The sequence below is a fragment of the Nocardia sp. NPDC047654 genome (genome assembly GCF_043205035.1).
GTDB lineage: Bacteria > Actinomycetota > Actinomycetes > Mycobacteriales > Mycobacteriaceae > Nocardia.
In genome coordinates this window covers 453,249-477,696 of the sequence record NZ_JBIDDF010000001.1, presented here as the reverse complement: position 1 = coordinate 477,696, position 24,448 = coordinate 453,249, and the positions used below count along the sequence as shown (strand labels likewise).

The window sequence follows — 24,448 nt, the reverse complement described above, 5'->3', positions numbered from 1 at the left end:
TGCGGCCACCCGCGATCCCGCTCAGCCGAACCGTAATCTCGGCCACGAGCCGTCGACCGCGCGGAATGGCGCGGCGGGGCGCGACGTTGCCAGGCGCGCGAGTTGATTGCGACGACAATGGCAGGATCGAACCCATGGCTGAACACACCGCTACACCCGCCACCGCCACCGCGGCGCCGAGCGCGCCGGAACCCACCACCCTGTGGGTCGAGCGCACCGGAACGAGGGCCTACACCGGACGCAGCTCCCGTGGCGCCGAGGTCCTGATCGGTTCGCAGGGCGTTCCCGGCGTGTTCACCCCCGGCGAGCTGCTGAAGATCGCGCTGGCCGCCTGCTCCGGCTTGAGCGCGGACTTCCCGCTGTCGCGCAAACTCGGCGACAACTTCGACGCGACCATCCGCGTCTCCGGCGACGCCGACCGGGAGAACGAGGTCTACCCGCAGCTGGACGAAGTGTTCGAACTCGATCTCAGTGAACTCGACGACGAGGCCCGCGAGCGGTTGCTGGTCACCGTGCAGCGTGCGATCGACAAGGTCTGCACGGTGGGACGGACGCTGAAGGCGGGATCGAAGGTGACACTGTCGTTCGACATCGAGGCCTGATGGACGAGGCCGTTCGGTTGAGCGCCTGGGTGCACGGCCTGGTCCAGGGCGTGGGTTTCCGCTGGTGGACTCGCTCGCGGGCGCTGGAGCTGGGGCTGGTCGGGCAGGCGAGGAATGCCAGGGACGGCCGGGTGCACGTGGTCGCCGAGGGGCCGCGACCGGCCTGCGAGCGGTTGCTCGCACAGCTGCGTTCCGGCGATACTCCTGGTCAGGTCAGGTTGGTTGTGGAAAGCTGGGAGCCCGCGCGGGGTGATTTGACCGGTTTCGAGGAGCGGTAGTGGTGGTTCGGGCGACGAGGGGGGCACAGCGGTGAGCACGCGGAATCCGGGTGACGACGAGCGCCGGGACGATCCCCAGCGGCCGTCCGGGACGCCACGCCCCGAGGAGAACGATCCGGCCGCGGCCACACCCGGGTCCGGCGACGAACAGGACTGGTCGACGCCCGTCTCCGGTGGCACGGAACCCGCTTCCACACCGGGTGACCCCGAGCAGTCCGAGATCGACTGGTCGACGCCCACGTCGGTGCCGCCCGGCAGCCCGAGCGGTCCGGCCGAGCGGCAACCACCCGCCGAGCACCCGCCGCGTCCCGGCAGTATCCAGCGGCAAGAAGCCGGCGTGACCCAGCCCCGCCCGCCCACGGTGGCCGAGCTACGGGCGAGGGACAAGGCCCGCAAGCGCGCCGAAGAAGCGCAGCGCGCGGCCGCGGCGGCCGAGGAGGCCAAGAAGCGCACCCGCAAGCGTGTCATGATCGGCGGTGCCGCCATCGTCGGCGTAGCCGCGCTGGTCGGCGGCGGTTACCTGACCTATCGCGCCTTGACCGCGCCGGACCGGGTCACCGCTCAGTGCGTGAAAGTCGAGAACGGCCAAGAGATCGTGGTGGACGACTCCCACTGCGGCGACGGTCGTCCCGGTTTCGTCGGCGACACCGGTGTCGGTCCCGGTCTGATCATCCTCGGCGGCGGACCGCAGTACCGCTACTACTACGGCGGCACCGGCACCGTCGGCAGACCGCCGACCGGCGGCACCACCATCAAACCGAAAGGCGCCGAGATCAAGACCAAGAGCGGCACCACGATCCAGCGCGGCGGCCTGGGCAGCAAGAGCACCGGCGGAGGGTCGTAGATGCGGCGCGTGCGGGATACGCCCCGGGCGGGCTGGCAGCAGATCATCGAGGGCCAGGGCCTGGTCTACGGTTCGCCGGGACGGGACGCGAGTGGTCAGCCGCGGCCGTACTGGGACGAGTCGGTGCACTACGAGTTCGAGATGCCGGAGATCCTCGCCTTGGAGGCCGACGTCGAACTGCTGCACTCGATGTGCCTGAACGCGGTGGAGCACATCGTGTTGACCGAGCGGTACGCCGATTTCGGCCTGCCCGAATGGAGCTGGGGCCCGATCGCCGAATCCTGGCGGCGCTCCGACCCGCACGTGTACGGGCGCTTCGACCTGCGTTACGACGCGCGGCGCCCGGCGAAACTGCTGGAGTACAACGCGGACACGCCGACCTCGCTGCTGGAGGCGGCGATCGTGCAGTGGCATTGGCTGACCGACCGCTACCCCGGCGGCGACCAGTGGAACTCGTTGCACGAGAAGCTGGTCGAGCGGTGGGGCGAGCTGCGCGACGTACTTCCCAGCGCGCAGTTGCATTTCACCTGGTCCGGCGCGGACGCCACCGGTGAGGACAACGTCACCACCGCCTACATGCAGGAGACCGCGGCGGAGGCCGGGTTCGACACCATCGCGCTGCCGATCGAGGAGATCGGCTTCGATTCGGCGCTGGAACGGTTCGTCGATCTGGCGGAGGCTCCGATCGAGGCGATCTTCAAGCTCTACCCGTGGGAGTGGGCGCTCGACGACGATTTCGGCAAGCGTGTCGTGGACAGCCTGCCGGAGACCATGTGGATCGAGCCGCTGTGGAAGACGCTGCTGAGCAACAAGGCGATCCTGGCGGTGCTGTGGGAGATGTACCCGGGCCACCCGAATCTGCTGCCCGCCTATCTCGACCAGCCCAACGAGCTCACCGAGTACATCCGTAAACCGAAGCTGGGACGCGAGGGCGCCAATATGACCATCGTCGGCGCGGGTCTGGAGACCGCTACCGGTGGCGTCTACGGCGAGGAAGGTTACGTGTACCAGTTGCTGGACCCGCTGCCGGAATTCGACGACATGCGTCCGGTGCTCGGCGCGTGGATCGTCGGCGACGCCGCGGCGGGCCTCGGCATCCGCGAGACCGCGGGACTGATCACCGACGACGGCTCCGCCTTCGTCCCGCACCGCATCACCGATTGAGCCTCGTCACCGGCAAGCACGAAATAATCTCGGCCGCCCGCCAATCCCTCTCGGAAGGATCAAGATGACCGCAGCCCTGGAATCGGGGTACTGGAGTTCGCTGGGCGAGGGTGTGGGAGCGATCATCCTCTACGCCCTCGTCGGCTTGGTGCTCATGCTCGTCGGCTTCTACGCCATCGACCTGACCACACCGGGCAAGCTGCGCAAACTGGTGGTGGCGGGCAAGCCGAACGCCGTCATCGTCACCGCCGCGGGCATGATCAGCATGGCGTTCATCGTCGTGCTCGCCATCTTCGCCGTGGGCAGTGGCGGCAAGCTGTCCGAGGGCCTGATCGCCGCGCTGGTGTTCGGCCTGGTCGGCATTGTCGCCCAGGTCATCTCGGTGCGCGTGATCGAGCGGGCGCTCGGCATCGACATCGGCGCCGCGCTGCACGCCGACACCTACACCACCGAGGTACTCGTGGTGGCGGCCGCGCATTTCGCGCTCGGCTTGGTCGTCGCCTTCGCGATCCTGTAGGGGTACGCGGAAGCTCATCGGGCAGAACGTTGGGTGCCTGCCGGCATCCCTCGCGGCGGCGCGGCCGCTGGTCAGTGCTCGTCCGCGTGGTCGAGACAGTACGCCGCCGCGGCGAGGTACTGGCGGCACTCCGGACCGTGACCGGCGTGCACGCCACGGACGAACAGCGCGCGATCGAGGTCGAGATCTGTCGGGTCCGCGGAACAGTCCCGGTATCGGCTCCGCCAGAGGTCCTGCGTATCCAGCGATGTCTGCATCGTGCACCTCCCGTGCTGGTATCGGTGCGAGAAGGCTTGCAATGTCCTTACGCCGGAGGCATACCCGCTCGGGCCTCTCGGCAACCGGTGTGGCTCACCGGGTCACCAGCCGCCAGTCGTCGGGCAGGCGTGCCGCGGTGATCTGCGCGCCCTCGGCCTCCAGGTCGACGGTGGTCGCACCGAGCCGCAGCGCGCGCAGCGAGACCTTGCCCCACCGCGCCGGTAGCTGCGGCCGGACGGTGAGCGTCCTGCTCGGCGTGTCCGGGTCGAGTCCGAGGAACGAGCGCACCAGCAACAGCGGCGCCGCGCTCGCCCACGCCTGCGGCGAGCAGGACGTCGGATACGGCACGGGCGTGGCGAATCGCGCCCGGGGGAAACCACAGAACAGCTCCGGCAGGCGCCCGTCGAACGCCGCCGCCGCGTCCAGCAGGCCCGTGGCCAGCCGGGTTGCCAGCTTCACCGCACCGGGCACGTGCCGGTAGCGCAGCAGCCCCGCCACCGCGATCGCCGTGTCGTGCGGCCAGATCGAACCGCAGTGATAGCTCATCGGGTTGTAGGCGCCCATATTCGAGGCCAAGGTGCGCAGCCCGAAGCCGGAGTCCATCTCGGGAGCCGCCATGCGCGCCACCAGCTCGGCCGCGTGCTCGTCGGTGGCGATACCCGACCAGAGACAGTGCGCCACATTGCTGGTCAGCGCGTCGACCTGCCGCTTGCCACCGTCCAGCGCCACGGCGTACCAGCCACGGTCGGGCAGCCAGAACTGCTCGGCGAACTTGACCCGCAACTCCGCGGCGCGCTCGCGCAGCAGGCCGGCCAGGCGCGGGTCGTCGAACGCCTCGGCCAGCTCGGCCCGGGCCAGCATCGCGGCGTGCACATAGCCCTGCACCTCGCACAGCGCGATGGGCGCCTCGGCGATATGGCCGGTGACGTCGTTGATTCCGTCGAAACTGTCCTTCCACCCCTGGTTGATCAGGCCGCGGTCGGTGGCGCGGCGGTACTCGACGAAACCATCGCCGTCCCGGTCGCCGTAGTCGGTGATCCAGCGCAACGCGGCGTCGGCGGCGGGCAGCAGTTGCCGGATCACCTCGGAGTCGGCGCCCCAACGATGGCATTCGGCCAGCAGCATCACGAACAGCGGCGTGGCGTCGGCGGATCCGTAATAGATGTTGCCACCGAACACCTGTCCGCCCGCCGGGCCGCGGCGCATCTCGTGCATGATGCGTCCGGGTTCCTCCTCGGTGAGCGGGTTGACGTCCTGCCCTTGCAGTTCCGCCAGCTGCTCGAGGGTGCCCAGCGCCAGATCGACCTCCAGCGGTAGCGCCATCCACGCGGTGAGCAGGCTGTCGCGGCCGAACAGGGTCATGAACCACGGCGCACCCGCGGCGACGAAGGGGCGGGCGTTGCCGGATTCGTCGTGCATCTGCAACGCGCCCAAGTCGCTCTCGGTGCGGCGCAACACCCGGGTGAGCGCGGGGTCGGACGCGGCGATGTCGGTGGCGGTGTCGCGCCACGCCTCGATCTTGCGGCCCGGCGCGCTGACGTTGTAGTGCTCCCCCGGCGACACGGCTTGGAATCGCTGGTTTCCCACCGTCGGCTGGGCGATGATCTCGGTCTGCCAGCATTCGCCGACCGGCACGATCACCCGCCACAGCAGCGAACCCGGAAGAACCTCGGGTTCCACCGTGGCGGAGATCGATATTCCCCGGCTGCGGTCGGCGTGGTCGTGCAGCACCAGTTCGCCGTCGGCGACCGTCACGTCGGCCCGCGCGTGCCCCGCCCGGCCTTCCTTCACCGCGAAGAGGTCGACGAAGTCGGCGTCCACGTGCAGTTCCAGCAGCACCGCGGTGGGCTCGCGGCCCATGTTCTCCAGTGTGATCAGCTCGTGCATGCCGTCGGCCACGATCCGTTCGCGCACCACCAGCAGCGTGCTGTCGGCCAGGCCCGCCTGCGGGGGCCTGCGCAACACGAACCTGGCGGCGAACGCCTCCGGACTGAGCACCGAAAGCGACTCGGCGGGTTTGCCGTTCACCAGCAATTCCCAGCGCGACAGCACGCGCGCGTCCCGGAAGAACAAGCCGTGCGGCTTGCCCGGTTCGACATCACCGAGCCGATTGGACAGGCAGAACGTGCCGCCTTCCACCAGGGTCACCGAACCGCACCCCCCGAACCCGGTGGGCTCACCGGAGTTCAGGGGGGCCGGGGTCAACGGGGTGGCACCGCTCACGCCAATCCGCTCGCCGCGATCCGGACGGGGGCGGCGCCGGTCGCCGTGGTGTCGAGCGGCGCGGCCGCGGGCGCCGCGATGTCGAGCGGCGCTGCGCCGAACCGCTGCTTGGAACGCAGCAGCCGGCGATACACCTGCTCGTACCCGAAGCCGAGCGTGTCGGACCCGAAATTGGCCTGCACGTGGGCTCGGCAGGCATACGGGTCGATGCCGCGGACCTCTTCGATGGCCGCGGGCAATTCGGCGGGATCCTCGCAGATGCGGCCGGTCACGCCGTCGACGATCACCTCGGACACCGCCCCGCCGCGCAACGCGACCACCGGCGTGCCACAAACCATGGATTCGATCATCACCATGCCGAACGGTTCCTCCCAGCGGATTGGGAACAACAGGCAACGCGCATTGGCAAGCAGCTTACGCTTGGCCGCCGCGTCGGCGAGTCCGAACACGTGATCGTTGTCCGTCAACATCGGCCGCACCTTCTCCTCGAAGTACGCCTGTTCCGGACGTTCGCTGCACTTACCGGCCAGCACCAGCGGGATGCCCGCCGCGTGCGCGGCCTCCAGCGCCAGGTGCGGGGCCTTGCACTCGTTGAACCGGCCGAGGAACAGCGCGTAGTCGTCCTTCTCGACACGGAACGGCCAGTCGTCGACGTGCAGCGCATTGTGCACGCGCCCGGACCAATTCAGGCCGGGCGCCAGCTCGCGCTGCCGGTCGCTGATCGCGACCAGCGCCACCTCGTCGCCCAGATCCTGGTAGTAGCGGTAGATGTCGTCCTCCACCGGCCCGTGCACGGTCAGTACCGTCGGCAGACCCATGCGCTGGAAGACGGACGCGTTGAGCGGGCCTGCGAAGGTGTGGTCGTGCACCAGGTCGACACCCGATGTGGCCACGAGCTTCTCGATGGCGCGGCGCACCCGCAACGCGTGCACGACCTCGGGAAACGGCTCCCCGAGACGCTCGGGCAGCGCCCGGTCCCACACCGGCACGAACTTGGCCTTCGTCCCTGGTTCCCCCGCGCCAAGCAGAGTCACGTCGTGGCCACGGGCCACCAGTGCGTCGACCAGATCGGCCACCACGGCCTCGACACCGCCGTATGCCTTGGGCGGGACGTCGAAGTACGGCGGCACGACCATCGCGATCCGGAACGGACCGCTGGAGCGATCTGTCGACACGTAGTCGCACGACGGCATCTCCAGATCGGACGACGCCTGCGCGGAAATCGGCACGGAAAGCGCGCTCATGACCCTCCTTCCAGGGACAACCAAGTAACACTCGCATTCACCCAGCACTCGGAGTACCGGGCGCCGAACTGAACTAAGTGGCCCCCGCGGCGGAGGTGAAGACCTAGCTGCACCGCCGTCCATGGGGCTTGGTTGGCCTGGTCACGCCTTCGGCATGATCAGGGGGGCCGAGTGGGAGGTACCTCAGGCGGTGTGGTTCAAACCACAGTTGGGGAAAAATCCCGTCGTCCAGCGATTGTTCAGCTACCGATGGGTAGTCCGGTGGCCCCGCCTTCTCCGACAGCCGGTTGCCGCGTGTTGTCTCACCCTTCGAGGACGACCTGCGGATCACGGCCGGCCGGGGTGGCGTCGCCACCCGCAACGATGAACGACAGCAAATCTTCCGCTTCCGCGCGCACCGCCGCCTCCTCGGTCGCGGACAGCGGATGCCAGGGCATGATGCGCAGCGTGGCGCCGTCCAGCGACCAGCGGCCGTGCACGAAGCCGTCGACCAGATACATGGGCACGCCCGCGGAAGCCTCCCTGGCGGTGCGCTTCCGGTCTTCCTCGCTGATGATCCTGCGGCGGTCCTTGTGGCCCAGCAGCGCGTTGTCGAAGGCGGGCAGAAAGCGTACGGGCACGGGCAGATCCGGCTCGGCCAACGGCGCGTCCGGCAGATCGAACAACACGCGGTGCTGGTCGTCGGTGAACACGCGCAGCCGGGCGCGCAGGTCGTCGACGACCTCGGCCAGCCGGGTGATACCCGCCCACGCCTGCATGTCGGCCACTGTGGCCGGACCGAACGCGGCGAGGTAGCGCAGGACCAGCGTCTCGGGCTGCGCCACCTCGGCCATGGGCAGGCCCGTCCATTCCTCGGCCAGACCGACCGTGACCTGCCGATTGCGCCACCGCCCCCACGCGCCGGTCTCGGGGCCGTGCGTCAACGGGACCAGCAACTCGACGGTTTCGGCGAGCCTGCGCGTGTGCCGGTCCGGGAAACGCCGGGCGAGCAGGTCGCCGAGTTCGCGGCGGCGCAGCCGCTGTCCGGCCAGCAGTTCACGTCCGGCGGCCGCGAGTGCTCCCAGGTCGACGCCGTCGATCTCGTCGCGAAAATACGGCGCTTTCAGCGCGGCGTCGACCACCGGTTGCACCGTCGGCCGCAGCCAGCGGTAGTCCGCGGCGTCGGCCAGATGGACGGTCCGGCGGATCATGGTGGAGCGCACCAGCCTGCGGTCACACAGCAGCGCGGCCAAATCGTCGTGCCGGAACTCCGCGAGGCGCGACCACAGCCCCACATAGGGCCAGTTCGGCTCCTGGCCCTGTACCGCGACCAGATGCCGGACCAGTTCGAGCGGGGGCAGGGCGACCCGCTCCACCAGCTTCTGGCGCACCAGCAGCGTCCGATTCAGCTCGCGCAGTGATAGTTCCGTCATGCGCCCCATCCTCGCCGAGCCCACCGACATCTCGACGCTCCCCGCGCAGCATGCGCACCGTGTCACGGGTGTCCGCGACGGCGTCCGGTGTTCATTGATCCGGTAGGCAGCGGCCGGGATCGGGCAAGTCGGCGCACGGCGCGTTGCCGTGCGCGCGCAGCACCTCCTTGCCGGTCTGATCGGTCAGGAAGTGCAGAAAGCTCGCGGCGAGCGAGTCGCCGGGCAACTCGCCGTTGCTGTAGGCGTACTCGACTCCCCAGAAGGGGTAGGCGCGGCGCACCGCGGCGTCGCGGCTCGCGCCGACGCCGTCGATCACCAGGGTCGGCAGGCCCGCGTCGAAGGCCTCGGAGAACTCCGTATAGCCGATGGCTCCGGGGATCTCGGCCACCGCCTTGCGCATATCGGCCGTGACCTGGACCTCGCAGTGCGCGGCCGCGGTGGTGACGGTGCCCTTCAGCGCCGTGCAGCTCACGTGTGGGCGATCCGGCTGAGTGCCGTCGAGCAGCCTGCGTTCGAAGGTGTTGCGCGAACCGGAACCCGGGGTGCGGTTGACCAGCACCACCGACAGGTCGGGTCCGCCCACCTCGCGCCAGTTGCCGATACCGCCCCGGTACAGATCCCGGATCTGGGCGACGGTGAGATCCCGGACGCCGACGCCGGGATGCACGATCATGGTGAACAACGACAAGGCGAGCGGACGGTGCACCAACGACGGATAACCGCTGCCCTTCGCACCGTCGGTGATGGCGAGCAACTCGGAGTTGCCCGCGCCCTCCTCGGCGAGCCGGTCCAGTCCGCGCTCGGTGCCCTCGAAGCCGAACGCGAATTCCGCACCGGTGCAACGCTTCCGATACTGCTCGGCGGCTTCCCTGACCACCGGGCCGAACGCCGACGACCCGGTCACGGTCAGTTTGCCCGAGGCGCATTCCAGTGGCGTCGGCGACGGCTCCAGCGCGGCCACCACCAATTGGACGACGATCACCAGCACCAGGAATATCGTGAGCGCGACCATCATCAGCGGGATTCCGGTGCGGCTGCGGGTCTCGGTGATCCGACCCGCTTTGATGCCGCCGCGCAGCGCCGGTTGCGGGTATTCGCCCACACCTTCGGAACGCTGCAGGATCGCCAGGATCTTGTAGTGATCGCCGGGGCCGAGCGGCACCTTCGGCAGGTCGATCACACCGATGTGCCCGCCGGTGTCCTCGCGTACCGCGATGCCGGAGTCGGCGTCGAGGTTGTCGGCCAACGCGGGATCGCTGAGTTCGTTGACCGCCATGCCGATCACCCGGCGCTGCGGAAAGCGCAGGTGCAGACCGATCCGCGCGGCTTCCGGCGCCTTGTAGTCATGGCTGTCGATGGTCGTGATGCCGCTGTTCTCGATGCGCACCAGAACGACCGAGATGTCCTTCAGGTCCGGGCTGGCGCCGTCGGCCGAGGGGCGCAGCTGCGGAAGCACACCGGGGAACACCGACTCGATCTCGCCGGTGACCGGCGTGTCCATCTGTACTCGATAGCCGAGCCGTCTGCGGCCGGCGAAGACGAACTCCCACAGGAACGCGCCGATCGGCACCGCGATACCGATGAGCGCCAGTACGATTTCGAGCGGAAAGTCGCCCACCAGTCGATCCCCCCAGCAATCCGTGTGGCCCCCATTCTCGGCGGCGATCGCCTACCGACACAGGCGAAGTCGAAGTCTTCGGCAACAGTTAACCCTGCGGTCACGCTCGCGCGCGAGTCCAGGCCGAGAGGTCCGCCAGCGGCCACGTGTTGATCACCCGTTCCGGCGCGACACCGTTCGCGACCGCGCGCTCGCAACCGTAGCCCTGCCAGTCGAGCTGTCCCGGTGCGTGCGCGTCGGTGTCGATCGAGAAGTAGCACCCCATCTCGGCGGCCAGTCGCAGCAATCGCGAAGGCGGATCGAGTCGTTCGGGCCTGCTGTTGATCTCCACGGCGGTGCCGTAGGCGCGGCACGCCTCGAACACCACCTCGGCGTCGAACGTCGACTCCGGTCTGGTGCCGCGTCCACCCGCGACCAGGCGGCCGGTGCAGTGGCCGAGCACGTCGACGTTGGGGTCGGCGACCGCGTACGCCATGCGCTTGGTCATCGTCGCGCTGTCGTCGCGCAGGTGCGAATGCACGCTGGCCACGACGATGTCCAGGCGAGCGAGCAGATCCGCCTGCTGGTCGAGCGTACCGTCGTCGAGGATGTCCACTTCGATGCCGGTGAGGATGCGGAACGGCGCCATCCGGTCGTTGAGTTCGGCGACCACGTCGAGTTGCTTGCGCAGTCGGTCGGCGGACAGGCCGTTGGCCACGGTCAGGCGCGGCGAATGGTCGGTCAGGGCGCAGTATTCGTGCCCGAGCGCCGCCGCGACGCGCATCATCTCCTCGATCGGGCTGCCACCGTCGGACCAGTTCGAGTGCGTGTGCAGATCGCCGCGCAACTGTTCCCGCAACGGTTTGCCCGGCGCCCCGATCGGCTGGGCGGCCGCGCGCAACTCGGCCAGGTATCGCGGCACCACACCGGCGTACGCCTGCTCGATGACGGCGGCGGTCTTGGGCCCGATGCCTGCCAGTTCGGTCCAGCTGCCTGCGGCTCGGCGCGCCGCGCGCTCGTCGGCGGGCAATCCCGCGACGACGTCGGCGGCGCGCCGGTAGGCCTTCACGCGGTGGGTCTCCGCACGGGAGCGCTCCAGCCAGAAGCCGATCTCCCGCAGCGCCGCCTCCGGACCGGGCGTCGCGGCCCGGTCCGGCATTCCGCTCGGATCCTGGTCGGGCACCGTGCTAGCGCACCCGGCTGTATTTGACGAAGGCCACGCCGTCCTCGAACACGGTGCTGGTGATCACCCGGAACTTGGCGGGTTCGGGCAGTCGCGAGCCGGCGCCGAACAGCGGGCGGCCGCGGCCGAGCACGATCGGGTAGAGCTTGAGGAAGATCTGGTCGATCTCCGGCAGCAGCACCTGCGCCAGTTCGCCGCCGCCGCACAGCCAGATGCCCAGCCCGCTCTCCCGTTTGAGTTCACGAACCTTCTCGACCGGGTTCTCCGAGATCAGCTCGACGGCCGGATCGGGGCTCTCGGGCAGCGTGGTCGAGACCACGAACTGCCGCAGGTGCGCGTACGGCGTGGAGGTGCCGGTACGGACGCCGAAGTCGTGCGTCTTGCGCCCCATCAGCACGGTGTCGAAATAGCGATTGTGCTCCTCCACCCCGAGCGCCTCGCGGACCTTGGTGGGCAGCGTCTCGGGGTACTGCGCGTTGATCGACGGACCGTGGTCGCCGCCGACCGGGAAGAAGTCGACCGAACCATCCTCGGTGGCGATGAATCCATCGATCGTCGACGCGACGTAATAGGTGAGCTTGCGCATGCTTCCCTTCCTCACGGCCGGCTGACATTCCGAACCGCCCTGAGGAAACGCTAGCCCGCCCGCGCTAGCGACGGCGAGGCTTCGGCTGACAGCGCGGGCAGGAGTAGGACGAGCGGTTCATGAACCGCTCCCGGATGATCGGCGCACCACACCGGCGACACGGCTCGTTCTCTCGACCGTATACGGCCAGGGCACGTTCGAAGTAGCCCGACTGGCCGTTGACGTTCACATAGAGCGCGTCGAACGAGGTACCGCCCGCGGCGAGCGCTTCGCCCATCACCGTGGCCACATCGGCGAGCAATCCGCGCACCGCAGGCCTGGACAGTCCCGAGGCGAGCCGGCCGCCGTGGATCTTCGCGCGCCACAGCGCCTCGTCGGCGTAGATGTTGCCGATCCCGGAGATGACGCCCTGATCGAGCAGGACGCGCTTGATCTCACTCTGCCTGCCCCGGATGACGGCGACCACGGAATCGGGTTCGAAACGCGGATCCAGCGGGTCGCGGGCGATGTGCGCGACCGGCTGCGGTACCAGGGTGCCGTCCACCTCGACCAGCGGCGCGAGTGCCCAGCCACCGAAGGTGCGCTGGTCGATGAAACGCAGCTGGGTACCGTCGCCGAAGGTGGCGCGGATATGGGCGTGCTTCTCCAGCGGCGCGTCGGCGGGCTGGACCAGCATCTGACCGCTCATCCCCAGATGCACGACCAAGGCGGCTTCCGGGTCGTCGAAGGTGAGCCAGAGGAATTTGCCGCGCCGCTCGGCCGACTCGACCCGCAGGCCGGTCAACCGCGCGGCGAGATCGGCGGCGCCTTCGAGATGGCGGCGCACCGAGCGAGGATGGGTGATCGCCACCGATTCCACGACCCGGCCGACCACATGCTCGGCGAGGCCGCGTCGCACGACCTCGACCTCGGGTAGTTCGGGCACGTCAGGTTTCGGCGGTCAGCGCCTCGTAGGCGGCCCCCGCGGCCTTCTGCTCGGCTTCCTTCTTGGACCGGCCGACACCCTGCCCGTAGGCCCGGCCACCGATCACCGTGGTGGCGGTGAATTCCTTGTCGTGGTCGGGCCCGGTCGAGGTGATCTCGTAGCTGGGCACTCCGAGACCACGCTCGGCGGTGAGTTCCTGCAGGCTCGTCTTCCAGTCCAGTCCGGCGCCCATTCGCGGTCCGCGCTCTAGCAGCTCGGCGAACAGCCGCAACACCACGGCACGAGCCACCTCGATGCCGTGCTCCAGGTGCACGGCGCCGAGCAGTGACTCCATGCCGTCGGCGAGGATGCTCTCCTTGTCCCGGCCGCCGGTGAGTTCTTCGCCTTTGCCCAGTAACAGGTGCACACCGAGGCCGCCATCGCCGAGCCCACGGGCTACCTCCGCGAGCGCGCGCATGTTCACCACGCTCGCGCGCAGCTTGGCCAGTTCGCCCTCGGACTTCGAGGGATGCTCGTGATACAGCCGTTCGGTGATGCTCAGCCCGAGCACGGAGTCGCCGAGGAACTCGAGACGCTCGTTCGTCGGCAGACCGCCGTTCTCATACGCGTACGACCGATGGGTCAGCGCGAGACGCAGAAGATCCGGCTGCAGATCGACGCCTAGGGCGGCGAGCAGGCTCGCGTGTTCACCGGACGAGTCGGGTTCGTCGGTCACGTCGCTACGACAGGTCTAACGATCAGACCGCGGCGGTGACCTGGCGGCCCTTGTAGGTGCCGCAGGAAGGGCACGCGATGTGCGGCAGGGTCTTCTCGCCGCAGGCGCGGTTCGGGCAGGTGATCAGGGTCGGCGCGGTGGCCTTCCACTGGCTGCGCCGCGACCTGGTGTTGGAACGGGACATCCGGCGCTTGGGAACGGCCACGACTACTTCTCCTCTGTCTAATTGCTCTGCCGGTTCGGCTGATCGGTCTTGCTCAGTGGTCTCGGTCGGCCGCACCCTCGTCGGGGCTGCCTGTGCCGGGCGATCCGGAGGCGAAATTAGCCAGTCCGGCCCAGCGAGGGTCAAGTATCTCATGCCCGTGGTCGGATCCCGCAATCGCCATCCGTACGCCGCATTCGGGGCACAGTCCCGCGCAATCCGGCGAGCACAGCGGCTGCAGCGGCAGCTCGAGACCGACGGCGTCGATCACCACGGGCTCCAGATCGATGGTGTCGTCGACCAGGCGGTGGACCTCGTCGTCCTCGGTAGTCTGCTCGGTGGCGCTGTCCGGGTAGGCGAACAGCTCGGTCACCCGCAGGGTGACCTCGTCGCCGAACGGCTCCAGGCAGCGCGAGCACTCCCCTTCGATCGGCCCGGTGACGGTGCCGGTGACCAGCACACCTTCGGATACCGCCTGCAACTGCAGGTCGAGCTCCACCTGCGCGCCCACGGGAACGGCGATCAGATCCAGACCGATCCGATTCTCCGTGGTGACGGTGCGGCGCAGCTCGCGCATGGTCCCCGGCCTGCGGCCGAGGCTGCGGGCGTCCAGCACGAAACCGGCGTCCGGCAACCGGCGCTTGGCCGACTTGGGACGCGACGCGGAACCGGAACCGGCGGACATCACGAACTCACTCACGCTCGAGGGGGTTTGGGCAACCAGTCCACAATACGCGATCAGGCGGTGCGCTCCCAAACGCAGCCCCTCGCGCTCGGCGCCGCTACCTGCGGAATTCGCTGGCGTAGTCGGGTACGCCCGTACCACTGCGCAGCTGATGACGTCCCCGCCCGACCGTGCGCAGCGTGCTGGTCAGCGTCTCCTCGAAGTCGGCCAGCCGGGAGTCGACGTAGTGATCGCATTCCTCGCGCAGGCGATCGGCTTCGGCGTGCGCGGCGTCGATCACCCTGGCCGACTCGGCGTGCGCGGCCCGGACCACCTCGGTCTGCGTGACCAGCCGCTCCTGCTCGGCGAGGCCTTCGGCGACGGAGCGGTCGTAGGCGGCCTTGCCCGCCTCGATCATCCGGTCCGACTCGACGCGCGCCCGGCCGGTCACCGCCTCGTATTCGGCGTTGCCGTCGGCCACCACCCGAGCGGCCTCCTCCTGAGCGGAGGCGACCAGGTGGTCGGCGTGCGCACTCGCCTCGGCGACCATCCGGTCGGCGTGCGCCTTGGCGTCGGCCAGGATGCGATCGGCTTCCTCGCGCGCCGAAGTGATGGTGTGCTCGGCCTGCTCGTTCGCTCCGGTCACGGCGGTCTCGGCCGCGGTCCTGGCATCGGACACGATCTTGTCCCGATGGTCGAGCACGTCCTGGGCGTCGTCGAGTTCGCCGGGCAGCGCGTCCCGGACGTCGTCGAGTAGTTCGAGCACATCGCCACGCGGCACGATGCAGCTTCGGGTCGGCGGGATGCCACGCGCCTCTTCGACGATGGCGACAAGTTCGTCGAGCGCTTCGAATACGCGATACATGCTCACTACCCTCCTGCGGACTCACGGCGAAACTCTCCGCCCAGCCCAGTGTGCCCCTCGTCACGGCTCGTGCCGAGTCACTTTCCGGTGTGTCGTGCCAGTGTCTCGCACGCCACAGAAATCAAGTGGAGACCTCCTCTCCGCTTCGTGTTACATTTTTCTGGAAGGTCGACCAAGACCTTCGACACCTACCGCGTTCCCCCTGGATCGCGGACGAAAAAGCCGGAGGTAGGGGCAACCCGCCGTCGAATGTCGACAGGCTCCGATGTGTCAGCGATTCCTGACCATGAGCTACGAACGGAACCTGTCCAGAGTCGACGGAACAGGTGAGCGATCACCATCGCCGTTGCCCCAGCCGATGGCTTGTGTTCGATCGGAAAGACGATGACTGTTCTGGAACTACCGCGACCGGCGGGAGTGAGCGCCACCAGCTTCTTCGTGCCGTGGGGCGGCCCCTACCCTGCGTTGCCGGCCACCGCGGTCGCGACCAAGTTCGGACAGCTCGCCCAGTATCTGCGCGGCGATCGCGCCTTCGCTCAGCTGATCCGGTTCGCGCTGGTCGGCGGGTCCAGCAATATCGCCTATGTCCTGCTGTTCTTCGCCATGCACGGCGCCGGGCCGCTGCTCGCCAATGTCGTCGGCTCCGTCGTCAGCACCATGATCGCCAACGAGCTGCACCGTCAGCTCACCTTCCACGCGGCGGGACGGGTCGGCTGGTTCACGGCGCAGTGGGAAGGCGGCGGGCTGGCGATGGTCGGCCTCGGCGTCACGACCGCCGCGCTTGCCGCACTCGGCGTGTGGGCCCCCGGCCTCGGGGGCACCGCCCAGGCCGCGGCGATCCTCGCCATCACCGCCGCCGTCGGCGGCATGCGCTTCCTGGCGCTGCGCGGCCTGGTGTTCTGAGCGGATTCCGCCTCTTCGGGAGCACTCAGGGCGTACCGGTGCGGCGGGGCCCGGCCACGTTCAGGGCTTGTTCCTCCGTCAGTTCTCGCGCTCGGCCAAGCGGTCGAGGAGGCGCTTGTGCACCGAAGGCGGCAGCATGTCGGCGACGTCGCCGCCGTAGGCCGCGACCTCCTTGACCAGTGAGCTGGACAGGAAACTGAGCGACGGGTTGGTGGCGATGAAGAAGGTGTCCACCCCGGAGAGCTTCTTGTTCATCTGCGCCATCTGCAGTTCGTAGCCGAAGTCGCCCGCGTCGCGCAGGCCCTTCACGATCGCGGTGACGCCCTGTTCGCGGGCGAAGTCGACCAGCAGGCCCTGCCACGACTCCACCCGCACGTTGCTCAGGTGCGCGGTCGACTCACGCAGCAGCTCGATGCGCTCCTCGACGGTGAACATGCCCTGCTTCTTCGGATTGATCAAGACGGTGACGACGACCTCGTCGAACTGGGCCGCGGCCCGGGCGAAGACGTCGAGGTGTCCGTAGGTCACGGGGTCGAACGACCCGGGGCACAGTGCTCCTGCCATGAGGCGACGCTAGCAGGGCGACCGCCGGCGGGCACGCGCGGCCGGACCCGCGCCTACCCGTCCGGCTCGAACTCCGCGAGATCGATGCGTGTTTCGCCGTACCGTCGCGATTTGGCCGGGACGAAGCCTGCGGGCCAGGCTGTTTCGGGCGAACGCGCCGAACGCTCCAGCACCACCGACGCCCCGGGACGCAGCCAACCATGCTCGGTCAGCGCCCGCAGATCGGCCAGCACCGCGGCGTTGTCCACCGCGTAGGGCGGGTCGGAGAAGACCACATCGAAGCGGCCCGCCCCGCCCTGTCGCAGTACGCCGGCCACGGTCGCGACCCGCAGTTCGGCGCCCGGCAGCCCGAGGTCGGCGATGTTGCCGCGGACCACGGCCGCGGCCTTGCGGTCGGACTCGACGAGCAGCGCGTGCTCGGCGCCGCGCGACAGCGCCTCCAGGCCGAGCGCGCCGGAACCCGCGTACAGGTCCAGCACGCGCGCGCCCGCGAAATCCAGCCGGGCGTCCAACGCGCTGAACAGCGCCTCCCGCACGCGGTCGGAGGTCGGGCGGGTGCCCGACGGCGGCACCCGCAGGCGCCGCCCGCCCGCCGTTCCCGCGACGATGCGCGTCATCCGGCGGACGACTCCCGGACCGCCAGTTCGATGAGCAGGTCACCGCCTTCGACCTGCTGCACGGCGCCGATGGCGACGCGGCCGACGGTGCCCGCGCGAGGCGCGGTGATCGCGGCTTCCATCTTCATGGCCTCGATGGTGCCGATGGTGTCGCCCGCCGCCACCGAATCGCCCTCGGACACCGCGAGAGTGACGACACCGGCGAACGGCGCCGCGACGTGACCGGGATTGGTCTTGTCGGCCTTCTCCGCCGCAGGGACCTCGCTGGCGATCGACCGGTCGCGCACCGAGATGGGCCTCAACTGCCCGTTGAGGATGCACATCACCGTGCGCATGCCGCGCTCGTCGGGTTCGGAGATGGCTTCCAGGCCGATGAGCAGGGTGACGCCCTTCTCCAATTGCACCCGGTGTTCGTCGCCGCGACGCAGGCCGTAGAAGAACTGGTTGGCCGACAACCCGGAGGTGTCGCCGTACTTCTCGCGGTGGGCGAGGAATTCGGCGGTGGGGCCGGGGAACAGCAGCCGGTTCAACGTCGCCCGACGCTCCTCGGAGCTACCGGCCAGGGCCTTCTCCTCCGCGGGCGTCAACGGTGTCTCGGGTTTGGCCGCGCCGCGCCCGGCGAGTGCCTTGGTGCGGAACGGTTCGGGCCAGCCACCGGCGGGGGTGCCCAGTTCGCCGCGCAGGAACCCGATCACCGAGTCCGGGATGTCGTAGCGGCCGGGGTCGGCGGCGAAGTCCTCGACCTCGACGCCGGTGCCCACCAGCGCCAGCGCCAGGTCGCCGACGACCTTCGAGGACGGGGTGACCTTCACCAGACGCCCGAGCAGCCGGTCGGCGGCGGCGTATTTCGCCTCGACCTCCTCGAACCGGTCACCCAACCCGAGCGCGATGGCCTGCTGACGCAGGTTCGACAACTGCCCGCCGGGGATCTCGTGGGTATAGACGCGACCCGTCGGCGCGGGCAGCCCGGACTCGAACGGCGCGTACACCTTCCGCAGCGCCTCCCAGTACGGTTCCATGTCGCAGACGTTCTGCAGGTTCAGCCCGGTGTCGTACTCACTGTGCGCCGCCGCGGCGACGATGGCCGAGAGCGCGGGCTGGCTCGTGGTACCGGCCATCGCGGCACTCGCGCCGTCGACGGCGTCCGCGCCGGCCTGCCAGGCGGCCAGGTAGGTGGCCAACTGCCCGCCGGGGGTGTCGTGGGTGTGCACGTGCACCGGCAGATCGAAATTGCTGCGCAACGCGGTGACCAGCTTGGTCGCGGCCGGAGCGCGCAACAGTCCGGCCATGTCCTTGATCGCGAGCACGTGCGCGCCCGCGTCCACGATCTGCTCGGCCAGCTTCAGGTAGTAGTCCAGGGTGTAGAGCGTCTCGTCCGGATTCGCCAGATCGCCGGTGTAGCTGATCGCGACTTCGGCGACCGCGGTGCCGGTCTCGCGGACCGCGTCGATGGCCGGGCGCATCTGGTCGACGTTGTTGAGGGCGTCGAAGATACGGAAGATGTCGATACCGGTGGCTGTCGCCTCGGAGACGAACGCGCGGGTCACCGCTTCCGGATACGGGGTGTAGCCGACGGTGTTGCGGCCACGCAGCAGCATCTGCAAGCAGATATTCGGGATCGCTTCCCGCAATGCCGCCAGCCGCTCCCACGGATCCTCGTACAGGAATCGCAATCCCACGTCGTAGGTCGCGCCACCCCAGCACTCCACCGACAGCAGCTCCGGCGTCAACCGCGCCACATGCCCCGCCACTCCCAGCAGGCCGTTGGTGCGCACGCGGGTGGCCAGCAGTGACTGGTGCGCGTCGCGGAAGGTGGTGTCGGTGACGCCGACCGCCTTCTGCGCCCGCAGCGCCTGCGCGAAGCCGTCCGGCCCCAGCCGCAGCAGCCGCTGGCGCGAGCCGTCCGGCGGCGGCACGCTCAGATCGATCGCGGGCAGCTTGTCGTGCGGGTACACCGTGGTCGGCCGCTCGCCGTGCGGCTTGTTCACCGTGACGTCGGCCAGGTAGTCGAGGATCTTGGTGCCCCGGTCGGCGGACTGACGCAGGGTCAGCAGCTGCGGGCGCTCCTCGATGAACGAGGTGGTGACCAGCCCCGCCTTGAAGTCGGGATCGTCCAGCACCGCGAGCAGGAACGGGATGTTGGTGGCCACACCGCGGATGCGGAATTCCGCCAGCGCCCGGCTCGCCCGCGCCACCGCCGCGCCGAAGTCGCGACCGCGGCAGGTGAGCTTGACCAGCATCGAGTCGAAGTAGGCGCCGATCTCGGCGCCCAGGTTCGCACCGCCGTCCAGGCGGATGCCCGCGCCGCCGGGGGTGCGGTAGGCGGTGATGCGGCCGGTGTCGGGACGGAACCCGTTGGCCGGGTCCTCGGTGGTGATCCGGCACTGCAAGGCCGCGCCCCTGATCGTGACCGCGTCCTGGCTCAAGCCCAACTGCTCGAGCGTCTCCCCGCCTGCGATGCGCAGCTGCGACTGCACCAGGTCCACGTCGGTGATCTCCTCGGTCACCGTGTGCTCCACCTGGATGCGCGGGTTCATCTCGATGAAGACGTGATTGCCGCGCTCGTCCAGCAGGAACTCCACGGTGCCCGCACACGAGTAGCCGATCTGCCTGGCGAAGGCGACCGCGTCGGCGCAGATCCGTTCACGCAGCGCCGGGTCCAGATTCGGCGCGGGCGCCAGCTCGATCACCTTCTGATGCCGACGCTGCACCGAGCAGTCCCGCTCGAACAGGTGCATCACATTGCCGTCCTGATCGGCCAGGATCTGCACCTCGATATGGCGAGGGTTCACCACCGCCTGCTCGAGGAACACCGTCGGGTCACCGAACGCCGACTCCGCCTCCCTGGAGGCCGCCTCGATCGACTCGCGCAATTGCTCCGGCGCGGCGACCCGGCGCATTCCGCGACCGCCACCACCGGCGACCGCCTTGACGAAGATCGGGTACTCCAGCTCGCGCGACGCGGCCAGCAACTCGTCCACGTCCGACGACGGTGCGCTCGAACGCAGCACCGGCAGACCGGCCGCCTTGGCCGCCTCGATGGCGCGCGCCTTGTTACCGGCGAGTTCGAGCACTTCGGCCGACGGGCCGATGAACGTGATGCCCTCGCGGGCGCACGCCGCCGCCAGATCGGGGTTCTCCGACAAGAACCCGTATCCCGGGTAGATCGCGTCCGCGCCCGCCGACTTGGCCGCCTCGATGATCGCCTCGATCGACAGGTAGGCCCGCACCGGATGACCGGGCTCGCCGATCTGGTACGACTCCGCCGCCTTCAACCGATGGACCGAATTGCGGTCCTCGTAGGGAAACACGGCGACCGTCCCGATGCCGAGTTCGTAAGCCGCGCGGAAGGCTCGGATGGCGATCTCGCCACGGTTGGCAACCAAGACTTTCGAGAACATTGACCTAAGGTACCCGGCCGCGTGAACCGCACCGACATGGAATCCCCCTTCGCAAACCTCTTCACAAGACCGCCTAGCACCGTTGCGAAGTTGCGTTCACAGCGCCGACACATGGGCGGCGCCGCAGCAACCGGTGTGCTGCCCGGCGGCCGGGACCGGTCCGAGGTGGGGTACCGGTGGCCGCCGCGCGGTCGACCGACGGCCGGGCTCGGCCTCGATATCTCGACACGCGGCCGCGGCCGCACACGAGGCGAACCACGCGCACGACGAGTTCGGGAGTGTGCGGATCTCCGGTAGCCGCCGCCGGGTATCGGCGAAGAGCCGATCCGATTCCGCGCACGACCCGGGGATTCCGGGAACGGTCGATGCGAATCGGCGTGCCCGGTCCTGCCGATAGCCGGAACGCAAGCCGGCGCCGAATCGGTACGCGGCGATCGTCTCGGGCAAATATTCGATGTGCGGTCGCTCGCGGCGCGCCACCGGACGACTTCGCGTCCGCGGGGCCGATCCCAGTGCGGCTCCTGTTCGACCGCAGGTGGCCGCGGCAGCGGCTCCCGATCTCGGGTCGGTCGTTCCTGGCGGCCGCACCGCGTCCTATGCTGAGAGTGCAGCTGGTTCACCGCAGCACGACGAGATGGAGCCCCGACGTCGCGCGACGGAGTCGAGCCCGCCCGTGCGGCGACGTTACGGCGGGCGAGAGGGAACCCGGTGGGAATCCGGGACTGTCCCGCAGCGGTATGCAGGAACGACCGCCGTCACCAGGCACTGGGTTTCACCGAGCCGGAAGGCTCCGCGACCCGGGAAGCGACGGCCAGTAGGTCGGCCATCGGGAGCACTCCGGCGTACGCCGGCCCGCACGGCCGGTGCCCGCGAGTCCGAAGACCTGCCAGTCGTGCCGGGTACGCCGTACCCGGCGGCCACCGCCTCGTGGATTGGGCGCGCGGATCACCAGCTGACGTGTCGGGCTCCTCGGCCGGGATTTCACCGGCATGTCACAAGGTTCTCCGCCTGCCCGTACGGCGATGGCTTTCGTCCACAGCAATGGAGATACATCGTGACTGTTGCACAGCAGAAGCCGTTCACCGCGACGGTTCTCGGGCTTCCGCGAGTAGGGCCCCGGCGTGAACTGAAGCGGGCCACCGAAGCCTATTGGGCAGGCGAGATCGACGCAGGCCGGTTGCACGCCGTGGCGCGCGACCTGCGGCGGGCCCAGCTCACCGATTTGCGAGCCGCGGGCCTGGACTCGATTCCGGTCGGCACCTTTTCCTATTACGACCAGATGCTCGACACCGCCGAACTGCTGGGCGCGCTGCCGCCCCGGGTCGCCGGGATAGCCGACCCGCTGGATCGGTATTTCGCCGCCGCGCGCGGCACCGAAACGGTGGAGCCCTTGGAGATGACCAAGTGGTTCGACACCAACTATCACTACCTGGTGCCGGAAATCGGCCCCGAGACCGCGTTCTCGCTGCACCCGGAGAAGCTGCTGGCGCAACTGCGGGAGGCGCTCGAGCTGGGCGTGCCGGCGCGACCGGTGGTGATCGGCCCGATCACCTTCCTGAAGCTGGCCAAGGCGAGCGGCGGCTCGGCCCTGGCCCGGCTGATCGAACTGTTGCCGCTGTATCGGGAACTGCTGCGCAGGCTCGCCGTCGCCGGTGCCCAGTGGGTGCAGATCGACGAGCCGGTGCTGGTCACCGACCTCACGGCGGAGGAGATCGGCCTGGTGCAGGTCACCTACGCGGAACTCGCCGACGCCGCCGAGCGTCCGGCGATCCTCGTCGCGACCTACTTCGGGCAGCCGGACGCCGCGCTGCCCGCTCTGGCGAGCACCGGTATAGAAGGAGTGGCCCTCGACTTCACCACCGGCGCCGACGTCGCCGCGGTGGCCGACGTGCCCGCGCTGACCGGGAAGCTGATCGTCGCGGGGGTCGTGGACGGACGCAACGTCTGGCGCACCGATCTCGACCGCGCTGTGGCCACCCTCGATACGTTGCGGGGATCCGCTGCGCAGGTGGCCGTTTCGAGTTCGTGCTCGCTGCTGCACGTGCCCTACACGCTGGCCGCGGAGACGGGATTGGACGAGCGGTTGCGCTCCTGGCTGGCGTTCGGCGCGGAGAAGGTGACCGAGGTCCGCCTGCTCGCGACCGCGCTGAGCGACGGTGCGCAAGCGATCGACGCCGAGTTGGCCGAGGTGCGTGCGGCGCTGGCGTCGCGGAGGTCTGATCCGCGGCTGAACGATCCGCGGGTGCGGGCCGGACTGGCCGCGCTCGGGCCCGACGCCGTCCGCCGCGCACCCGCCGAACAACGCCGAGAACTGCAACGGGACCGTTTGCGGCTACCCGCGCTGCCGACCACGACGATCGGTTCCTACCCGCAGACCTCGGCCATCCGGCTTGCGCGCGCCGCGCTGCGCAAGGGCGAGATCGACCAGGCGGAGTACGTCCGCCGGATGCGCGCCGAGATCGCGGAGGTCATCGCGCTACAGGAGCGATTGGGGCTGGACGTGCTGGTACACGGCGAGCCGGAGCGCAACGACATGGTGCAGTACTTCGCCGAGCAACTCGACGGGTTCGCGGCGACCGAGCAGGGATGGGTGCAGTCCTACGGGACCCGCTGCGTGCGGCCGCCGATCCTGTTCGGTGACGTCGCGCGGCGGGAGCCGATGACCGTCGAGTGGATCGCGTACGCGCAATCGCTCACCGACAAGCCCGTGAAAGGCATGCTGACCGGACCGGTCACCATTCTGGCGTGGTCGTTCGTACGCGACGACCAGCCGTTGGGCGACTCGGCCCGCCAAGTGGCGCTGGCGATCCGCGACGAGACCGTTGACCTCGAGTCGGCGGGCATCAGGATCATCCAGGTCGACGAGCCTGCCCTACGTGAACTGCTTCCGCTGCGCGCGGCCGACCAGCCCGGGTACCTGGAGTGGTCGGTGCAATCGTTCCGGATCGCGACCTCCGGAGTGTCCGATGCGACGCAGATCCACACGCACCTGTGCTACTCGGAATTCGGCGAGGTGATCGATGCGATCGCCGGGCTGGACGCCGACGTCACGTCGATCGAGGCGGCGCGTTCCCGCATGGAGGTGCTCGACGACTTGAACGCGGCGGGATTCGACCTCGGCGTCGGCCCCGGCGTGTACGACATCCACTCTCCGCGGGTGCCCAGCGTGGACGAGATCACCACTTCGCTGCGCGCGGCGCTGAAAGCTGTTCCGGCCGAACGGCTCTGGGTGAATCCCGACTGCGGGCTGAAGACCAGGGGACGCGCCGAGGTGGAAGCCTCACTGCGCAACATGGTCGCCGCGGCGGCTGCCGTCCGGTAACCCGCTCCCGCCCATCGGCGTTCGGTGCCCCCTTCGCCGCCCGAAGGGGGCACCGAACCGTCAAGAGCCGCAGTCCGTTTCCGGCTCCGGTCGCGGTGGTGGCCGACGGCGCAGCGTGTACCGATCACACGGTTCCTCCCGCCGCGTCACCGGCAACTCCCGCGCCCGCGCCCGCATCCCCCGCCGCCACGCCGTATGACACCCGGAACAACGCTCCATCGGCTACCCCTCCTCGCATGTCGACCACCGGACAATGGTTCCCCTCTCACCTACTTCGACGTGCCCGCCCCCCGATTCGGTTCCATCCGATCCGGAAATCAATCGCCACCACCGAGACCGGTCGAACTCGGTCACCCACAGCC

At 69.2% G+C, this 24,448-nt stretch carries 22 protein-coding genes and 1 riboswitch; of the genes, 7 read left to right on the top strand and 15 right to left on the bottom strand.

Annotation, left to right across the window (positions count from 1 at the left end):
* Positions 1-134 precede the first annotated feature (134 nt).
* From ACGF7Y_RS02180 to ACGF7Y_RS02160, 5 genes are all read left to right on the top strand, one after another.
* Positions 135-602, top strand: a complete 468-nt coding sequence (locus ACGF7Y_RS02180) for an OsmC family protein (protein ID WP_357033743.1) — start codon at positions 135-137, stop codon at positions 600-602.
* A complete protein-coding gene (locus tag ACGF7Y_RS02175) occupies positions 602-880 on the top strand; it encodes an acylphosphatase (protein WP_357033741.1) in 279 nt (92 codons plus the stop codon). The genes ACGF7Y_RS02180 and ACGF7Y_RS02175 overlap by 1 nt, the downstream gene beginning before the upstream one ends.
* Before the next feature lie 31 nt (positions 881-911).
* Complete coding sequence (locus ACGF7Y_RS02170) at positions 912-1,724, top strand: hypothetical protein (protein WP_393228376.1); 813 nt, start codon at positions 912-914, stop codon at positions 1,722-1,724.
* Positions 1,725-2,888 carry a glutathionylspermidine synthase family protein gene (locus ACGF7Y_RS02165; protein WP_357033737.1) on the top strand — a complete coding sequence of 388 codons (1,164 nt, stop codon included), beginning with the start codon at positions 1,725-1,727 and terminating at the stop codon, positions 2,886-2,888. It abuts the gene before it with no gap.
* Between the two features lie 64 nt (positions 2,889-2,952).
* Entirely contained in the window at positions 2,953-3,405 is a 453-nt protein-coding gene (locus tag ACGF7Y_RS02160) for a DUF350 domain-containing protein (protein WP_393228374.1), read from the top strand.
* Between the two features lie 71 nt (positions 3,406-3,476).
* On the opposite strand, the gene ACGF7Y_RS02155 is transcribed toward ACGF7Y_RS02160, so the two are convergent.
* From ACGF7Y_RS02155 to ACGF7Y_RS02100, 12 genes are all read right to left on the bottom strand, one after another.
* The gene (locus ACGF7Y_RS02155) at positions 3,477-3,662 is read right to left on the bottom strand and encodes a hypothetical protein (protein WP_357116330.1); all 186 of its coding nucleotides are present in this window, start codon (positions 3,660-3,662) and stop codon (positions 3,477-3,479) included.
* 94 nt (positions 3,663-3,756) lie between these two features.
* The gene (locus ACGF7Y_RS02150) at positions 3,757-5,886 is read right to left on the bottom strand and encodes a glycogen debranching N-terminal domain-containing protein (RefSeq protein WP_393228372.1); all 2,130 of its coding nucleotides are present in this window, start codon (positions 5,884-5,886) and stop codon (positions 3,757-3,759) included.
* On the bottom strand, positions 5,883-7,079 hold the full coding sequence (locus ACGF7Y_RS02145) for a glycosyltransferase family 4 protein (RefSeq protein WP_393230868.1): 1,197 nt from the start codon (positions 7,077-7,079) through the stop codon (positions 5,883-5,885). Before ACGF7Y_RS02145 ends, ACGF7Y_RS02150 begins: the two co-directional genes overlap by 4 nt.
* Positions 7,080-7,432: 353 nt before the next feature.
* The gene (locus ACGF7Y_RS02140) at positions 7,433-8,542 is read right to left on the bottom strand and encodes a winged helix DNA-binding domain-containing protein (RefSeq protein WP_393228370.1); all 1,110 of its coding nucleotides are present in this window, start codon (positions 8,540-8,542) and stop codon (positions 7,433-7,435) included.
* A gap of 91 nt (positions 8,543-8,633) precedes the next feature.
* A complete protein-coding gene (locus ACGF7Y_RS02135; protein ID WP_393228369.1) occupies positions 8,634-10,160 on the bottom strand; it encodes a PstS family phosphate ABC transporter substrate-binding protein in 1,527 nt (508 codons plus the stop codon).
* Between the two features lie 100 nt (positions 10,161-10,260).
* Positions 10,261-11,298, bottom strand: a complete 1,038-nt coding sequence (locus ACGF7Y_RS02130; RefSeq protein ID WP_393230866.1) for a PHP domain-containing protein — start codon at positions 11,296-11,298, stop codon at positions 10,261-10,263.
* 28 nt (positions 11,299-11,326) lie between these two features.
* Positions 11,327-11,908 (bottom strand): dihydrofolate reductase family protein, encoded by a 582-nt coding sequence (locus ACGF7Y_RS02125; RefSeq protein ID WP_040868378.1) that lies wholly within the window; start codon positions 11,906-11,908, stop codon positions 11,327-11,329.
* A gap of 64 nt (positions 11,909-11,972) precedes the next feature.
* Entirely contained in the window at positions 11,973-12,833 is an 861-nt protein-coding gene (gene mutM / locus ACGF7Y_RS02120) for a bifunctional DNA-formamidopyrimidine glycosylase/DNA-(apurinic or apyrimidinic site) lyase (protein ID WP_393228367.1), read from the bottom strand.
* A gap of 1 nt (position 12,834) precedes the next feature.
* The gene (gene rnc / locus ACGF7Y_RS02115) at positions 12,835-13,548 is read right to left on the bottom strand and encodes a ribonuclease III (RefSeq protein WP_357033723.1); all 714 of its coding nucleotides are present in this window, start codon (positions 13,546-13,548) and stop codon (positions 12,835-12,837) included.
* Positions 13,549-13,570: 22 nt separating this feature from the next.
* Complete coding sequence (rpmF, locus tag ACGF7Y_RS02110) at positions 13,571-13,753, bottom strand: 50S ribosomal protein L32 (protein ID WP_014987105.1); 183 nt, start codon at positions 13,751-13,753, stop codon at positions 13,571-13,573.
* A gap of 52 nt (positions 13,754-13,805) precedes the next feature.
* Positions 13,806-14,435: a YceD family protein gene (locus tag ACGF7Y_RS02105; protein ID WP_393230864.1), complete on the bottom strand. Its 630-nt coding sequence runs from the start codon at positions 14,433-14,435 to the stop codon at positions 13,806-13,808.
* Positions 14,436-14,532: 97 nt separating this feature from the next.
* Positions 14,533-15,279 carry a DivIVA domain-containing protein gene (locus tag ACGF7Y_RS02100; RefSeq protein WP_393230862.1) on the bottom strand — a complete coding sequence of 249 codons (747 nt, stop codon included), beginning with the start codon at positions 15,277-15,279 and terminating at the stop codon, positions 14,533-14,535.
* A 384-nt stretch (positions 15,280-15,663) separates the two neighbouring features.
* Between ACGF7Y_RS02100 and ACGF7Y_RS02095 the strand changes: the two genes are divergently transcribed.
* Entirely contained in the window at positions 15,664-16,182 is a 519-nt protein-coding gene (locus ACGF7Y_RS02095; protein WP_393228364.1) for a GtrA family protein, read from the top strand.
* Between the two features lie 78 nt (positions 16,183-16,260).
* Here ACGF7Y_RS02095 and coaD read toward each other — a convergent pair whose 3' ends face one another.
* The 3 genes from coaD to ACGF7Y_RS02080 are packed head-to-tail and all read right to left on the bottom strand — an operon-like array spanning position 16,261 to position 20,764.
* A complete protein-coding gene (gene coaD / locus ACGF7Y_RS02090; RefSeq protein WP_393228362.1) occupies positions 16,261-16,746 on the bottom strand; it encodes a pantetheine-phosphate adenylyltransferase in 486 nt (161 codons plus the stop codon).
* A gap of 53 nt (positions 16,747-16,799) precedes the next feature.
* Positions 16,800-17,363 carry a 16S rRNA (guanine(966)-N(2))-methyltransferase RsmD gene (rsmD, locus tag ACGF7Y_RS02085; protein ID WP_357955405.1) on the bottom strand — a complete coding sequence of 188 codons (564 nt, stop codon included), beginning with the start codon at positions 17,361-17,363 and terminating at the stop codon, positions 16,800-16,802.
* Positions 17,360-20,764, bottom strand: coding sequence for a pyruvate carboxylase (locus tag ACGF7Y_RS02080; RefSeq protein ID WP_393228360.1), 3,405 nt, complete (start codon positions 20,762-20,764; stop codon positions 17,360-17,362). The genes rsmD and ACGF7Y_RS02080 overlap by 4 nt, the downstream gene beginning before the upstream one ends.
* A gap of 696 nt (positions 20,765-21,460) precedes the next feature.
* Positions 21,461-21,649, top strand: a riboswitch (cobalamin riboswitch).
* 169 nt (positions 21,650-21,818) lie between these two features.
* Between ACGF7Y_RS02080 and metE the strand changes: the two genes are divergently transcribed.
* Positions 21,819-24,086 carry a 5-methyltetrahydropteroyltriglutamate--homocysteine S-methyltransferase gene (gene metE / locus ACGF7Y_RS02075; protein WP_393228358.1) on the top strand — a complete coding sequence of 756 codons (2,268 nt, stop codon included), beginning with the start codon at positions 21,819-21,821 and terminating at the stop codon, positions 24,084-24,086.
* The last annotated feature ends 362 nt before the right edge of the window (positions 24,087-24,448 follow it).

Bases quoted from the DNA above. Each gene is read 5' to 3' on its own strand.
- ACGF7Y_RS02180 (WP_357033743.1), top strand. From the start codon at position 135: ATGGCTGAACACACCGCTACACCCGCCACCGCCACCGCGGCGCCGAGC.
- ACGF7Y_RS02175 (WP_357033741.1), top strand. From the start codon at position 602: ATGGACGAGGCCGTTCGGTTGAGCGCCTGGGTGCACGGCCTGGTCCAG.
- ACGF7Y_RS02165 (WP_357033737.1), top strand. From the start codon at position 1,725: ATGCGGCGCGTGCGGGATACGCCCCGGGCGGGCTGGCAGCAGATCATC.
- ACGF7Y_RS02160 (WP_393228374.1), top strand. From the start codon at position 2,953: ATGACCGCAGCCCTGGAATCGGGGTACTGGAGTTCGCTGGGCGAGGGT.
- ACGF7Y_RS02155 (WP_357116330.1), bottom strand. From the start codon at position 3,662: ATGCAGACATCGCTGGATACGCAGGACCTCTGGCGGAGCCGATACCGG.
- ACGF7Y_RS02145 (WP_393230868.1), bottom strand. From the start codon at position 7,079: ATGCCGTCGTGCGACTACGTGTCGACAGATCGCTCCAGCGGTCCGTTC.
- ACGF7Y_RS02140 (WP_393228370.1), bottom strand. From the start codon at position 8,542: ATGACGGAACTATCACTGCGCGAGCTGAATCGGACGCTGCTGGTGCGC.
- ACGF7Y_RS02130 (WP_393230866.1), bottom strand. From the start codon at position 11,298: ATGCCGGACCGGGCCGCGACGCCCGGTCCGGAGGCGGCGCTGCGGGAG.
- ACGF7Y_RS02125 (WP_040868378.1), bottom strand. From the start codon at position 11,908: ATGCGCAAGCTCACCTATTACGTCGCGTCGACGATCGATGGATTCATC.
- ACGF7Y_RS02105 (WP_393230864.1), bottom strand. From the start codon at position 14,435: ATGTCCGCCGGTTCCGGTTCCGCGTCGCGTCCCAAGTCGGCCAAGCGC.
- ACGF7Y_RS02100 (WP_393230862.1), bottom strand. From the start codon at position 15,279: ATGTATCGCGTATTCGAAGCGCTCGACGAACTTGTCGCCATCGTCGAA.
- ACGF7Y_RS02095 (WP_393228364.1), top strand. From the start codon at position 15,664: ATGACTGTTCTGGAACTACCGCGACCGGCGGGAGTGAGCGCCACCAGC.
- coaD (WP_393228362.1), bottom strand. From the start codon at position 16,746: ATGGCAGGAGCACTGTGCCCCGGGTCGTTCGACCCCGTGACCTACGGA.
- rsmD (WP_357955405.1), bottom strand. From the start codon at position 17,363: ATGACGCGCATCGTCGCGGGAACGGCGGGCGGGCGGCGCCTGCGGGTG.
- ACGF7Y_RS02080 (WP_393228360.1), bottom strand. From the start codon at position 20,764: ATGTTCTCGAAAGTCTTGGTTGCCAACCGTGGCGAGATCGCCATCCGA.